At 60.8% G+C, this 13,966-nt stretch carries 12 protein-coding genes and 1 tRNA gene; 7 read left to right on the forward strand and 6 right to left on the reverse strand.

Going from position 1 to position 13,966, the window contains the following annotated elements; all coding sequences use genetic code 11:
* The first annotated feature begins 39 nt into the window (after nt 1-39).
* The 3 genes from BTIS_RS07515 to BTIS_RS07525 all read left to right on the forward strand — a co-directional run bounded on the left by BTIS_RS07515 (nt 40) and on the right by BTIS_RS07525 (nt 2,845).
* On the forward strand, nt 40-837 hold the full coding sequence (locus tag BTIS_RS07515; RefSeq protein WP_158216868.1) for a nitroreductase family protein: 798 nt from the start codon (nt 40-42) through the stop codon (nt 835-837).
* Between the two features lie 89 nt (nt 838-926).
* Nucleotides 927-1,009, forward strand: a tRNA-Leu gene (locus BTIS_RS07520).
* Nucleotides 1,010-2,470: 1,461 nt separating this feature from the next.
* Entirely contained in the window at nt 2,471-2,845 is a 375-nt protein-coding gene (locus BTIS_RS07525) for a MobC family plasmid mobilization relaxosome protein (RefSeq protein ID WP_094664159.1), read from the forward strand.
* Between the two features lie 26 nt (nt 2,846-2,871).
* Here BTIS_RS07525 and BTIS_RS07530 read toward each other — a convergent pair whose 3' ends face one another.
* The 3 genes from BTIS_RS07530 to BTIS_RS07540 form a co-directional block, all read right to left on the reverse strand.
* The gene (locus BTIS_RS07530) at nt 2,872-3,963 is read right to left on the reverse strand and encodes a site-specific integrase (protein ID WP_245819363.1); all 1,092 of its coding nucleotides are present in this window, start codon (nt 3,961-3,963) and stop codon (nt 2,872-2,874) included.
* On the reverse strand, nt 3,963-5,081 hold the full coding sequence (locus BTIS_RS07535; protein WP_094664161.1) for an AAA family ATPase: 1,119 nt from the start codon (nt 5,079-5,081) through the stop codon (nt 3,963-3,965). The genes BTIS_RS07530 and BTIS_RS07535 overlap by 1 nt, the downstream gene beginning before the upstream one ends.
* Nucleotides 5,082-5,421: 340 nt before the next feature.
* A complete protein-coding gene (locus BTIS_RS07540; protein ID WP_245819364.1) occupies nt 5,422-5,649 on the reverse strand; it encodes a helix-turn-helix transcriptional regulator in 228 nt (75 codons plus the stop codon).
* A gap of 203 nt (nt 5,650-5,852) precedes the next feature.
* Here BTIS_RS07540 and BTIS_RS07545 point away from each other — a divergent pair, with 203 nt between their 5' ends.
* Nucleotides 5,853-6,347 (forward strand): hypothetical protein, encoded by a 495-nt coding sequence (locus BTIS_RS07545; protein ID WP_143248905.1) that lies wholly within the window; start codon nt 5,853-5,855, stop codon nt 6,345-6,347.
* Nucleotides 6,348-7,110: 763 nt separating this feature from the next.
* Here the strand turns inward: BTIS_RS07545 and BTIS_RS07550 are convergent.
* On the reverse strand, nt 7,111-9,159 hold the full coding sequence (locus BTIS_RS07550; RefSeq protein ID WP_158216869.1) for a KUP/HAK/KT family potassium transporter: 2,049 nt from the start codon (nt 9,157-9,159) through the stop codon (nt 7,111-7,113).
* Between the two features lie 163 nt (nt 9,160-9,322).
* Between BTIS_RS07550 and msrA the strand changes: the two genes are divergently transcribed.
* Entirely contained in the window at nt 9,323-10,327 is a 1,005-nt protein-coding gene (gene msrA, locus BTIS_RS07555) for a peptide-methionine (S)-S-oxide reductase MsrA (protein ID WP_094664167.1), read from the forward strand.
* A 231-nt stretch (nt 10,328-10,558) separates the two neighbouring features.
* Here the strand turns inward: msrA and BTIS_RS07560 are convergent, their stop codons facing one another.
* A complete protein-coding gene (locus BTIS_RS07560) occupies nt 10,559-11,110 on the reverse strand; it encodes an NADPH-dependent FMN reductase (RefSeq protein ID WP_094664169.1) in 552 nt (183 codons plus the stop codon).
* Between the two features lie 375 nt (nt 11,111-11,485).
* Between BTIS_RS07560 and BTIS_RS07570 the strand changes: the two genes are divergently transcribed.
* Both BTIS_RS07570 and dcd read left to right on the forward strand, forming a co-directional pair.
* Entirely contained in the window at nt 11,486-11,926 is a 441-nt protein-coding gene (locus BTIS_RS07570) for a GntR family transcriptional regulator (protein WP_158216870.1), read from the forward strand.
* Between the two features lie 216 nt (nt 11,927-12,142).
* Nucleotides 12,143-12,745, forward strand: coding sequence for a dCTP deaminase (gene dcd / locus BTIS_RS07575; RefSeq protein WP_094664175.1), 603 nt, complete (start codon nt 12,143-12,145; stop codon nt 12,743-12,745).
* A 116-nt stretch (nt 12,746-12,861) separates the two neighbouring features.
* Here dcd and BTIS_RS07580 read toward each other — a convergent pair whose 3' ends face one another.
* Nucleotides 12,862-13,956 carry a LacI family DNA-binding transcriptional regulator gene (locus BTIS_RS07580; RefSeq protein ID WP_094664177.1) on the reverse strand — a complete coding sequence of 365 codons (1,095 nt, stop codon included), beginning with the start codon at nt 13,954-13,956 and terminating at the stop codon, nt 12,862-12,864.
* Nucleotides 13,957-13,966: the final 10 nt, after the last annotated feature.

Below are 13,966 nucleotides of genomic sequence, written 5' to 3' on the forward strand. Positions count from 1 at the left end.
GCCTACCTGGCACAGCCATACGAACACGAAGAGGAAGACATGGATCTGATCGAAGCGATGGAGGCCCGCCACGCCATCCGCATGTACACCGACGAACCGGTTGCCGACGACGCGATCGCCGCACTCCGGCAGGAGATCGACGCATGCAACGCCGAAAGCGGGCTGCATACGCAGATGGTCACCGGACTGGATGACGCGTTTCTGGGCCTGAAAACGCATTATGGACGCTTCAAGGGCGTGCACAATGCGATCGCGCTGATCGGATCCCCGGCCGCAGTGCTCGCCAAGGGCTCCGAGGCCGCCGCATCCGTGGACTCCACGTCGACCGCCCTCGCCGATTCCGGTTGGACCAAGGAGGGCGCGGAGGACATCGCCGCCACCGACCCCGGCGAAATCGCACTGCAGCAGACCGTGGGCTACTACGGCGAGCGCCTGGCTCTGAAGGCCACGCAGCTCGGTCTGGCCACTTCGTGGGCGGTGCTTGATGGCGCGATGAACGTCACGGACCCGTGGTGGACTCTCGCTCCCGGCGAGAAGATCGTGTGGGTGCTGGCATTCGGCCATGGCGCCCGCCCCGGAGGCAAGCATCGCAGCAAGCCGATTGAGGAGCTGTGCACGCTTCCCGATGGCGAGGATATGCCCGACTGGTTCCGTAAGGGCATGGAGGCGGCAATGCTCGCCCCCACCTCGCTCAGCCAGCAGCCGTTCCATTTCACGCTGAAGACCGACGGCACGGTGGGCGCGCAGGCGACCGAAGGCCTGTTCGCCCACGTGGGACTGGGCTGCGCGGTCTATCACTTCGAGGCAGCGGCCGGGCATACCGTGGACTGGATCTGACGCCGATCGCACCCATCAGTCACCCTCGACGCGCGCGACACGCCGATTTGTACAATCCAGGAAGGCAGTGCTAAATTAATCACTTGTCTGCGAGCGTGGCGGAATGGTAGACGCGCTGTCTTCAGGTGGCAGTGAGTGTATGCTCGTGGGGGTTCAACTCCCCCCGCTCGCACGATTGAAAAAAGACCGAAATCGTTGGAATTTCAACGGTTTCGGTCTTTTTCGTTTTGCAGATTAGGTGCTTTGGTGACAAAAATGGTGACAAAACTTTTACAATTCACCTCGCATCGCCTGATTCAGGCCCTTATGCCGTGAACGAAGGGCGTGGATCATGAGCCAAAACGAGGTGAGTGGACCATGGACAGAGTATGCCGCATCCCACTTCAGGGGTCTCCGACACCGGCGGACGGGCGAAACCACCCGGCTGAAATGTTAGAAGTCACAACCAGAAACGGCGAACATTGGCCTCATCTGGCCGGAAAAACGCCCGAAAAGCACCCAGAAACGTTGCAATTTCAATTTTTCCCCACTCTTCCCATTTATCCCACGTATATCCCACCTTCTAATCGTTGCAATTTCAATCTTTCTCATTTATCTCACCATTTTGTAAGAGTCCAATAAATATAACAAATTACATGTTCGTTTTTATCGTCCTGTATCCACCGAAGAGGCACCAGAGTGACAAGCCGTCGCATGAAGCAAGCGACCCAGCGAAGCGGTCGCGCGGTAGCGCCCTTGGGGTCTCGGGGAGCTTGCTCCCTGAGCGGGGTGCGGGGCGGAGTCCCGGAGAAGAAACCGCCGTCATTTTCCGTAGAAGACGAGGCTCCAAAGGTTCGATCGCAGACCGTGCCCGTCGCTGCGAGACGCCATCGTCCCGCATACGCCACCGATGCCCCTGAAACCGTGGCAGCCAGCCGTCCAGGACCATCCATTCATTCGCATTGACGAAGCCAATGCGAGCAAGACCAAGGAGCCGCAGTCCAGCAGGAAGATTCGCGACCGCAGCGCTCCCGGGATCCATCGAGGGCAGCCCATTGCGCATCCACACGATCACGCGGCCATCGGAAGATGCGTGATGGGCGGATTCATTGACCGATGCAAGGTCACTGCCGACGGGAAGAGCAGCATCGTCAAACGACCGGACAAGCACGATGATGATCCGCGCCACATCGTGGGCCTTGCAGGAAGGGGCATCCGCGAGAACATGGCGACCCAGGACATCGTGGACAGTCCACCCCACACGATGAACCCAGCAGCCGAACGATTGTCCCGAGATCTGGAAGGCGTCAGAACAATCGGGGCCCCTCTCGGACGGTCCTTTGCTTTCCAAACCCGATACGAGCCAGCCGGACGACAATCGATCACGCTGACGCAGCGATACGGGCGGGCGCCTGATCGCATCAGCGCAATCAGGACCGAACGACGGGAGGGCGGACATGCACGACGACAATCACGAGATCCAGAACGAGATGCCAGGAAAACGAAGGCCCGTTTCGGGAGTAGCAAGCATAGCAAGTGTACGTACACTTGCCGCTTGCCCGCCGCAGGCGGGCCAGACCGGGAGACCCGGACCCCATAGTCGGCGGAGCCTCCGGACGACGACGAAGCCGCGTGGAACGACGAGGAGCGACGCGTGAACTGGGTTGGGGGACGACGCCGGAACGTCCGCCGCACGGTCACGTTCACGCCCGAGGAATGGGCCACCGTGACCGAGACATACGAGCTGTGGGCGCGCGGACGCGGGGCCTCCGCGCAGTTCGGCAGGTTCGCCCGGGAGATGCTCACCGACGGATCCGTGCGCGTCGTGGAGACCACCTGGGACCCCGAACAGGTCCTGCGACAGCTGCGTCCCATCGGCGTGAACGTCAACCAGATCGCCCGCCGCGTCAACGAGGGCGACCTGCCGACCATGCTCGCCGTGGCCGACCTGCGCGCCGAGGTCAACCGCCTGACCGACGTGATCGGCCGCATGTGCGACGACTACCGGACCACCGTCCGCAAGGCGTAGACCACTGTCACCGTCCGCGGCAACGCCTAGGAGACATCCTTCGCGATGAACCGGTCCACGCTCTCGGCCACGCGATCGACGTCCGAATCGTACAGATCCGCGTATGTGTCCAGCGTGGTCGAGGCGTATTTATGCCCCAGCATTCGCTGCACGTACTTCGGGCTGGCACCGCTGCTGATGGCGATGCTCGCTGCGGTGTGCCGCAAGTCGTGTATGCGCAACACGGGGACTCCCGACCTCTCCACGGCCGTTGCGAACCACCCACGGTGTCCCTTGGCTGCGCTCTGCTGGCGCAGATACCCGCCGGATTCGCTGGGAAACAGCAGATCGTCGGGATTCTTGCCCTTGGCCTGCTTCCGCAGCGCGTCGGCCACCAGATTCGGCATGCCCACCTGCCGAAGGGCATTGCTCTTCGGGGTTCCGGTCCGTACCTCCGAGCCGACCCATGTGGCGCTTCTGCCAACGCTGATGCGTTTGTTTTCAAGATCCACGTCCCTGACCAGCAGTCCCGTGGCCTCCCCCCACCGCAGCCCACAGAAGCCCAGAAGCAGTACCAGCGCCCGGTACCGTCCGCTGGCATCGGCAAGATCCAACAGCTGCCGAGGGGTCAGAGATACCCTTCCCCGGGGCTTCTTCCGGGGAAGCTGGATCTTCGACGTGGGAGCGTTCGCAATCAGCCGATCCTCAACGGCCATGTCATAGATTCCCTTCATGATGCCGTACGCTCGCAGGACCACGGTCGCCGACCGTCGCTGCGACATGGCCGATACCCATGTCTGGATTTCCGAATGTCGGATGCTTTTCAGGCTGCGCTCACCCCACTGTGGTTCAACGTGGACTTTCCACGAGGTCTCCACGCTGCGCAGATACGAGGGCTTCCAGATGGCCTTATGACCCTCGATCCACTTCGTGCCGATCACGGATATCGTCACACGGCCAGCACCCGGATCCACGTAGGTGCCGTTTTCCACGGCCACTTCGTTCGCGGCCAGATAGGCGCGAGCCTCCTTTTTGGTCCTGAAACCGCGTTTGTGATGCGCGACGTGCTGATCGTCACGGTAGTAAACCTCGTACCGTCGTTCCTTACGCGCGGTCATGTATGCGAGGACAGACCCCATCAGCCGTTCCCCTTCTCCGAAGTCGAGCGAGGCCGTGCGGGGGAGTCCACTATCGGGTGCCGCTCGGCCCATGCCAGAGCCTCCTCCCTGGGGGTCCATTCCCAAGTGCAGACCGAGTGCGAACATCCGAACCCCGGGGTGCGCACGCCCTTGATCCCGGCTTTCTTGCGGGCTCGGCCCTGGGCCGAGGGAGACATGCGGTAGCGTTTCAATGCCTCGTTCTTCAGATCGAACGAGTACATGAACCCTCCATGCCGGTTCAGGATGCTGGCTAGGGCACCGGCCGCATCGCTCATATCCTCCGGGCTGAGGGACCCGGCGGTGCGTTCAACGCACATGGTCTTGATGGACTCCCAATCGGCGTCATGCTGCTCTTCAAGCTCCGTGACGACCGGGAAGGCCGAGGACTCCCCCTCTCTGCCGCCAAGCCGGAATCTGAAGGTGGGATGCCCCGGAACGTCATTGCGCTTCGTAACGTGAAGATAGCAATCGCCATCCTCCCCGTTCCGGACGAAGCTGATCACAACCCGTGACTTGTCCACGAACGCGCTGGCACCGATCGGTGCCTGTCTGCTGGGCCTGTTCGCCTTGCCGTCATGGTGGATGCCGATGATCTCCACCCCACGTTCCTCGCTCCACCGGTTCAGACGCGTGATGATTCCGGACACGGGCCCATGCTGGTTCTGGTCGATGGCCCCCATGCATTCGGCCAGGGAGTCCAGCACCAGCATACGAATCCCGTTCTCCTCACATCGTTGGCGAAGCTGGTCGAATCGGGTATTCAAGTCAACGACCCCATCCAGATCTCGCTCAGAGTCACCGTTGCGAGTCCGCAGCAGAAACACGTTGGCCATATCGGCACCCGCCGCCTCGAGACGACCTCTGGCATTGGCGGCACCCCCTTCGGTAAGCACAAGACCAACCCTCAACGCGCCGACGCAGCCGAGCTCCCCCCGGGTGGCCAACGCTGCGAGATGAAGGGCCATGCTGCTCTTGCCGGTCTCCCCGTGGCCCGTGAACAGGGTCAGTCCGCAGGCGAACGGCAGCCAGGAATTGAGCATGCTGATAGGCCGACCATGGATCTCGGCCAGCGGCGTCGCCTCGATGTCCTTACGCATGGCAGGACCTCCTTCGACCGACAGGCAGGGCAAAATCGAACATTGTCAATGTTTGGAAAATTGCCTTACCTCCCATAGGTGGGATACATGATGAAAAATTGAAATTCCAAGGCCTAGAGGGTGGGAAAAGTGGTGGGATAAATGGGAAGAATGGGGAAAAATTGAAATTGCAACGTTCTGAGGCCTTTTTCGACCCGATTTTGGTATCCATGGGCATCCAATCCGCCGCAGTCTCGATGTTAGATATAACAAATCGAACACCGAGACTATACTGGTTGATGAGTTTTATTGACTTACTGCGTCCGGGCCTGTTGCAGCAGGCCCGGACGTTTTTTCATGTTCAGGCGGAGACGGTCGAGGCGCGCACGCTGTCGGCCAACCATTGATCCACATCCTCCTTCCGATACACCACCATCCTCGCGGACGGCTTGATGAACCTGGGCCCCTTCCCCGTGTACCGCAACTGGGCGGCACGCCCCCTTGTCATCCCCGGCACATAGGCGCAGAACCCATCGATGTCCATCAGCCCGTTCGGGGCGTTTCCGTTGGTCTGATCACGTCCGTACATGATTGTCTCCTTTCGGCATTAAATAATCGTACTACATACGTATGATTTTATTAGATAATTTCTTACTTTGAAAGTTCTTTTAACGAATTGAAAGTTGCCTGCGATCACATCGACGCTGTTATGATCGTTGTATGACCCATCCTGCCATCGCAGTAAACATCGGCTCCAACGTCAGCACGCTAAGAAGCCGAAAAGACCTCAGCATGGATATCGTCGTAGCGAAGATGAACCTCATGGGGTATCGATGGACAAGAACGACACTGATAAACATCGAGCATGGCGATCGAAAACTTCAGGCCACCGAAGCCTACGACCTGCTTACGGCCCTGGGTTACAACCCTCCCGTCGACCTACCCTTGCTGTACAACACCGTCGAACAGACGGAAATCGATGACGTCATGGACGAGTGCCAGCGGCGGGCCGTTACGCTTCAGGACAGCTGGAACCAGTATCTCCACTCCTCGCAATACGCAGCAGAACGCATCCACAAGCACGAGGAATCAGACGGCATCAGCAAACGGCAGGGCGAGGAGCTGCTGCATCGCCTGAGCTCGTGGGAGGACTCCCTGAAGGACGCCATTGAGGAAAGACGACCGGAGAACGGAGCGCACCTCATCACCTGGCAGCCATACCGGCACAGAGACGGCAACGCCACGGACAGCGACAACAGCCAGAAGCCACCGGTCCAAGAGCAGTAATCCGGTGACAAATCGGTGACAGACATCAGCAAACAACCTCTCAGTCGTGCGATCGACGCTCATCGAGAACCAAGCGACCGAACGTCAGCGAATCCTACGTGACCCAAGGTTACGCAATCCAGAGAGTTCAACTCCCCCCGCTCGCACGATTGAAACCCCGAACTGTTGGAATCCCAACGGTTCGGGGTTTTCTCGTATTCATTCCTGACCCATATGTGGCGAACGGGTGCCGGTCCCATACCTATCGTGCTCATCGGACGCATACATACGGCAGACAAGCACTGAGGAACAGCCTCCGTGCTCATATGACGCACGCATACGACCAACAAGCACAGAACCGGAGCCACGATGCTTATCGGAGGCACTTGCGCGCCAAACAAGCACCGGAGCAGCACCACGATGCTTATCGGACGCATACATACGGCGAACAGGCACCGAGCAGTCGGACCGAGGGCACTGGGCGGTCGGGCCGAGGCACCGAGCATCCCATCGCGCGGGCAACCATCCCCAACGCCCACCTGAGCAAGCACCTATCTCCGAGTTCTGTGCGGATTCGGCCTCTGTGCAGACACCTATCTCCGAGTTCTGTGCGTGTGCGACGGCCGATCCCGAGTATGGGCGTTGGAATTCCAATGCTCATACTTTGTGTTTTCGCCTGGGCACGCACAGAACTCGAAGATTGATGTCCGCAACAACGGAAAAACCGCACAGAACTCGGAGATAGCAACCTCACCGGCGCAAAACCGGCTATCGACCATCTAGGCTACGGCTTCTTCTTCACTTCGCCGATGCGGTGCATCTGCATCGGACACTCCTCGCCGTTCCACACCGACACGGTGTCGATGATCGGATCGTTGGTCTCCAGACCGAACCATTCCACCGGCTTGCTGATCAGCCGCTTGACCCACTGATAGGTGCGCAGCAACGTGCGATCGGAATCCGGCAGCGCGGACTCCGGACTGATCACGCGATGCATCAGCACATACCGCACACTGCCGATGCCAAGCCGCTCGCTTCTGGTGGCCAGCTTGGGCCACTGCGGATTAATACGGTTGATCTCACCATTCGCCAGCATGTCCTCCATGATGGCCTGCATGAACTGCGGCAGATAGAACTGCGGCACCTTATACCCAAGATTGATGGTCACCCGGTGCAGATTCCGCCCGTATGATGTGACCTTCCAATCCTGACCGTACGGCCGCCCGAGCTGCACCACCGTCACCACCCAGTAGGTGTGCGCACGGCGATGGATCATGCTCACCGCAATATCCTTCTCCACGTCCCTCATGTTCGGGTCCGGCGTCAGATAGACCAGATGATCGGCCACCAGATCACGCCGCTTCTCCGCCATGCTCACGGCGAGAATATGCGACAGATCGTCGGCGTGCACGTGCCCGCGTTCGGAATTCTCCAGCATGCTGCCACGCGAGCAGATGTGGAATAGCCCGTACACCAGCCCCCAAATGACGACGGTGATGTAACCGCCCTCCAGGAACTTGCTGACGCTAGCGGACAGGAACAGCAGCTCGACCAGCACGAACACCGTACACATCACCACCGCGCTCGCCCGCTTGCCGCGCACATTCCGCAGAAACTCGAATAGAAGCACGCTGTCCATGATCATGGCGATCACCAGCGCAAGACCGTAGGCAGCCTCCATGGCCGCCGACGACTGGAAGTACAGCACGACCAGCACCGTCAGCACGGCCAGCGTGGCGCATACGGACGGAATGTAGATCTGCCCCTTGGTCACGCCCGGATACCGCATATTCAGTCTCGGCAGCCATCCCAGACCGTCGGCGGCGGCCGTCAGCGTGAACGCACCGGAAATCAACGCCTGCGAGGCGATCACACCGGCCATGAGCGACATGACCACGCCGAACGGGCGAATCTGCTCGGGTATGATCTGGAAGAACGGCGCCACACCGTGGGCGTTGATAATATGCCCGTCAAGCATCCAGACGCCCTGCCCGAAGTACGAGCACATCAATGCGATGTTGACCAGCGGCCAACTTGCCCAGATGTTGCCGCGCCCCACATGTCCCATGTCGGAGTACAGCGCCTCCGCGCCGGTAAGCGCCAAGAACACGCTGCCCATGATCGCCACGCCGGACTTGTTCTCGTCGGAGAGCAGGAATCGCAGCCCGATCGTCGGATCGAGCGCCTGCAGCACGCTCCAGTCGCGCGTGATCTGCATGACGCCGATCACGGCGATGAACGTGAACCAGACCGTCATGATCGGCCCGAACAACGATCCCAGACGATTGGTGCCTGCATGCTGTATCAGAAACAGACCCAGAATGATCGCGATGGCGATCATCATCGACAGTTCCTGCGACCAGTAACCGCTGTCACCGATGAACGGAATCGACGCCAGACCCTCCACCGCCGACGTGATGCTCACCGCGGGCGTGAACACGCTGTCGGCCAGAAACGCCGCGGCACCGATCATGGCGATCAGCCCGGCCGGCTTCCAATACTTGCGCACGGCGGCGAACAGTGCGAACACGCCGCCTTCGCCTTGGTTGTCGGCGCGCATGGCCGTACAGACGTATTTGATGGTGACCACCAGCATCATGAACCAGAACACGAGTGACAGAGAGCCCAGCGTCTGGAATCGATTCATCTGCCCGCCCTGCGCGAGCATGAGCGCCTTGGGTGCGTAGATCGGGCTGGTGCCCAGATCGCCGTACACGATGCCGACGGCGATGAGCATACCGGCCGGCGTGGCACGATTCAACGCCGATCCCCGGTCACGTTTTCGCTTGGTTCGGCCATTCTGCGGTCGTAATTTCTGAAGCAATGCGGACATGATTGACGATCCCCCTCCGCCGCATAAACAGTCACGAACAGTCATGCGTTATCGCGACCGGACAAACCCACACACCGATCGCGCTGCACCACGTCACATTGTACTTGCCACCGCTGGAACCGAGTACGCGCCGTCATCGTATGTCCGCCATAGACTGGGCGGCATGACAAACACGATCAGCGAACCGCAGCAGGAATCCCCGAACGCGACTCAGACCCCAGCCCAGCCCCCATCTCAGACCCAGACCGCCTACTTCGCGGGCGGCTGCTTCTGGGGACTGGAGCAGTACTTCCGCAATGTGGACGGCGTGACGACCACCACGGTCGGGTACGCACAGTCGAACACCGAGAACCCCACCTACGAGCAGGTCTGCTCCGGCACGACCGACGCCGCCGAGACCGTGCGCGTCGAATTCGATCCGGACCGCGTGACGTTGCGTACGCTGAGTCTGCTGTTCCTTGAGGTCATCGACCCGTTCTCCGTGGATCGCCAGGGCAACGATTCCGGCCGGCAGTACCGCACCGGCATGTTCTTCACCGACGATGTGCAGAAAAGCGTGTTCATCGCCGCGATCGAGCAGCTGATCGATCGCGAGCCACGTCGACCGGCCGTGCTCATCGAGCCGCTGCACAACTTCTACCCCGCCGAGGAGCATCATCAGGATTATCTGGAGAAGAATCCCGGTGGCTACTGCCACATCGACATCGCCAAGATCCACAATGTGCGCAATCGTCAGAAGTACGTCGATCGTATCTGGGATCTGACGCTCGAACAGTTCGCGGTCACACAGCACGCGGCCACCGAACGCCCGTTCGTCAATGAATACGATGAGACGTTCGATCCCGGTATCTACGTCGACATCGTCAGCGGACAGCCGCTGTTCCTGTCGACCGACAAGTTCAATTCCGGCTGCGGATGGCCGGCGTTCTCAAAGCCGATCAGCGCCGATCTGGTCACCGAGCACGATGACGATCGCGTACCCGGACGTCCACGCATCGAGATTCGCACCGCGGACACGCAGATCCACCTCGGACACGTATTCGACGACGGCCCGGCGGAACTGGGCGGGCATCGCTACTGCATGAACTCCGCATCATTGCGGTTCGTGCCGTTGGCCCGTATGGCCGAAGAGGGCTACGGCGACTACATTCCGCTGCTGCAGAAGTAGGTAGGCAGACGGGAGCCACGAAGGAAACGAACGCCTGTAACGATCCCGAACGCCATATACGACAAGAGGCGCATATACGACAGGAGGCGCGTTCCGCATGACCATGAGTCATGGGAGCGTGCCTCCTAACGATTCGCGGCGGGCCGGCCGTGCACTACCGACGCCACCGCCGTCAATGACGATAGCAGTGGGCGGCTACTCAGCCATCCGCCCGGCGATTCATTCAGCCATTCACTCGGCGATGAACTTGAGGAAGGCATCCACCTGAGCCGCCAGGGCCTTGCGGTCGTCCTCGCTCAGTCCGAGCTTGCCGGTGCCCCAAGCCTCGGGGGCCAGGGTCACGCCCAGCTGGTCGCCCAGCAGGTCGACCTTGCCGAAGTTCAGCACCTCGGTGAGCTTGGCACGGGTGCCGGCGCCGGCGGACTGGCCGGCCACGGAGCTCAGGGCCACCTTCTTGCCCGGCAGCACGGAGGAGGACTCGGCCGGGAACGGCTCCAGCGGACGGGACAGCCAGTCGAGCAGGTTCTTCAACACGCCCGGGTAGCTGTAGTTGTACTCCGGAGAGAAGATCCACACGCCATCGGCGAGCACCACGTCACGGCGCACAGCGGACACGGAGTCGGGAGCCGGGTATTCGATATCCTGGCTGAAGAACGGCACGTTGGTGTAGTCAAGGAACTCCACTTCGGCGCGGTCGCCGATCAGGACCTTGGCTTCGTCGGCGAGCTGCTTGTTGAAGCCGTCCTTGTGCAGGGAACCCACGATGAACAGAATCTTGGCCATGTTGCCTCCTCACTCTGGCAATGATCCGAAGGAATCGGCCATTGTCGTCGTTCGTTGTTGTTTCCATCGTTGCGCCACCGCCGTCAATCGGCCACGACGCAACCCACATCTCAGCTCTATTGTCCCGCCGGAGTGACGACATCCTTAGCCAGCAGAGAATCACGCTCGGAAACCGTTGCAATATCGACAAAATGGAGATCGGCAGCGTACTAATCAAGTAGTACAGTTGGACGATATATGTCAGATCCACTGGACGGCTTATGCCGGACTCGCGGGTTTGAGCGGGCCTGCGAGACCCGGCGATACGACGTTCGTGGATTGCACGGATGGCACGAATATGTACGGATCAGCGTTCGGAAAGGTTGTTACGTCATTATGAGCAGCGAAACCGAGATTCTGGAAGCGCCGATCGCCGTTGATGATGCCGTCATCGACGATATCGGCAATGACGATGATTTTCTGATCACGATCGATCTGAACAGCGCCACGCCCGCATTCGAACAGATCCGTTCACAGCTCGACGGACTGATCCGCGTCGGCCTGCTCGAGGCCGGGGCCAGCATGCCGCCGATGCGCGGACTGGCCAAGCAGTTCGGCGTCTCGCTCGGCACCGTGCAGCACGCCTACGAGGAATTGGAGGCCAGCGGTCTGATCGTCACCTCACCCGGTCGTCCGGCTCGCGTGGCCGAGGGCAAGCGGATGCCGTGCGATGTGCTCGCCGCGATCGAGTGTCTAGCCGTGGCCGCGCATCAGAAAAACGTGGATCTGCACGACACCCAGAACGTGCTGGGCGCGATGTGGCAGATGAAACGCTGAACGACTGCCACACAAGCCGGCCGTCAGACGTCGGGCCAGTCCATCAGACATCAGACCGAGCCCGTGCTAGGGCCATGCCCGCGGCTAGACTGAACAGGTTAGACGTATAATGCCGCCCCGCGACGATCATCATGATCACCGATCATCATGATCACCACGACGAACGACGGCGGGGCCCGGCGCAGACGACGCAACCCATGCGAAGGAGAACATCACATGCTGCTCAGCGATCACGATATTCTGGCCGCACAGGCGAGCGGGAACATCTCGCTCACCCCCTGGACCCCGGAGATGGTGCAGCCGGCGTCGGTGGATGTGCGACTGGACCGCTTCTTCCGCGTCTTCAACAGCCACAAGTACACGTATGTGGATCCGGCCGAGAATCAGGGCGATCTGACCGAGCAGTTCGAGGTGGCCCCCGGCGACCCGTGGATCCTGCATCCGGGCGAGTTCATCCTCGGTTCCACGTGGGAGTACGTGAAGCTGGATTCGTCGATCGCCGCACGCCTTGAGGGCAAGAGCTCCCTGGGCCGTCTGGGCATTCTCACGCATTCGACCGCCGGCTTCATCGACCCCGGCTTCGAGGGACACATCACGCTGGAGCTGTCGAACGTGAGCACGCTGCCCGTGAAGCTGTGGCCGGGCATGAAGATCGGTCAGATGTGCTTCTTCTCGCTGAGCTCCCCCGCCGACAACCCGTACGGTTCCGGCAAGCTCGGCTCGCACTATCAGGGCCAGCGCGGTCCGACGCCGAGCCGCTCCTACGTGAACTTCTACTGCGCCGACGTGAACGACAACACCGGCATCGACGCCGAGTGACCGAATAACCGTCAGACAGATCGTCAGGCAAACGGTCAGATACCGAAAGCGGGTGGGCGCGGCTAAGCCGAACCCACCCGCTGCCATTATCCAGCCGCTCTCTGCCGAATATTCGCCTACCGCTCCACGTCCGCGTACGGCGACTGACGCCACACCAACTCCGGCTGCAGCAGCTCATGCCAGTGCGGCTCGTCGGTGATCGGCTTCCCGGCAAGCATCTCACGTGTCATGCGCAGCAGTTCCTTCGCCACCACGTCGAGCGGCTGACGGATCGACGGGAACGAGAACGCGTGCGCGAGCGCGGAATCGTCGAATCCGGTCACCCACACGGGTCGGGATAGCATATTCACGTTCGGACCGCCGTCGATCACCGCATGTTTCACGATGTGGCTGATGCTGGAGAGCGCGCCCACGGCGAGATTGTCGGACGGGCAGACGATGGCGTCCAGATCCGGATGACGCTGGTACAGGTCCGCCGCCGCAGCTTCGCCTGCCCGCATGGCCTCGATCGTGCCGATCGCCCAGGTGTCGATCGGACGGCCGTCATACATGCCGTCGACGAGGAGCCCGGCCTCTTCCAATCCGTCGTACCAGCCCTGATAGCGATTGAGCGCCGTACCGGTTCCGGTGTTCCATCCGATGTAGCCGATATGACGACGTCCGGCGACGACCAGTCGGCCGACCATCTCCTTGATCGCGCTGTAGCCGTCCACATCCACCCACGGAATGCGGTCGGCATCCTCCTTGCTGAGATTCCACGGACGGCCGAACAGCACGAACGGCTGATCATGATCGATGAGCCAGCGTGGACGGCCGTCGTTCACCTCGAGTTCGTTGAGCACGATCGCGTCAACGTCGGACTGTTCCATCAGGCTCTGAATATGGCGCAGCTCGCTCGGCTCGTCGATGCGCGGATACAGCATGATCTGCTTGCCGTCGTTGTTCGCCTCGGCGGCAAGCAGGTGCAGGAATTCGTCGAAGATGGGCGACGGCGCACGGTTCTCACCCGCGGCGATGCCCACCGCCACCACGTCGGATCGACCGGAGCGCAGACGTCTGGCCGATGCGTTGGGCTTGTATCCGAGTTCCTTGATGGCCTGCGCGATCTTCTCGCGCGTGGCCGGTGAAACAATGCCGGGCGAATTGATCGCGTTGGAGACCGTCTGGTGCGACACCCCCGCCTTGCGCGCCACATCACGAATACTGACCATTCCCGCACCC

This window comes from Bifidobacterium tissieri, assembly GCF_002259645.1.
Classification (GTDB): domain Bacteria; phylum Actinomycetota; class Actinomycetes; order Actinomycetales; family Bifidobacteriaceae; genus Galliscardovia; species Galliscardovia tissieri.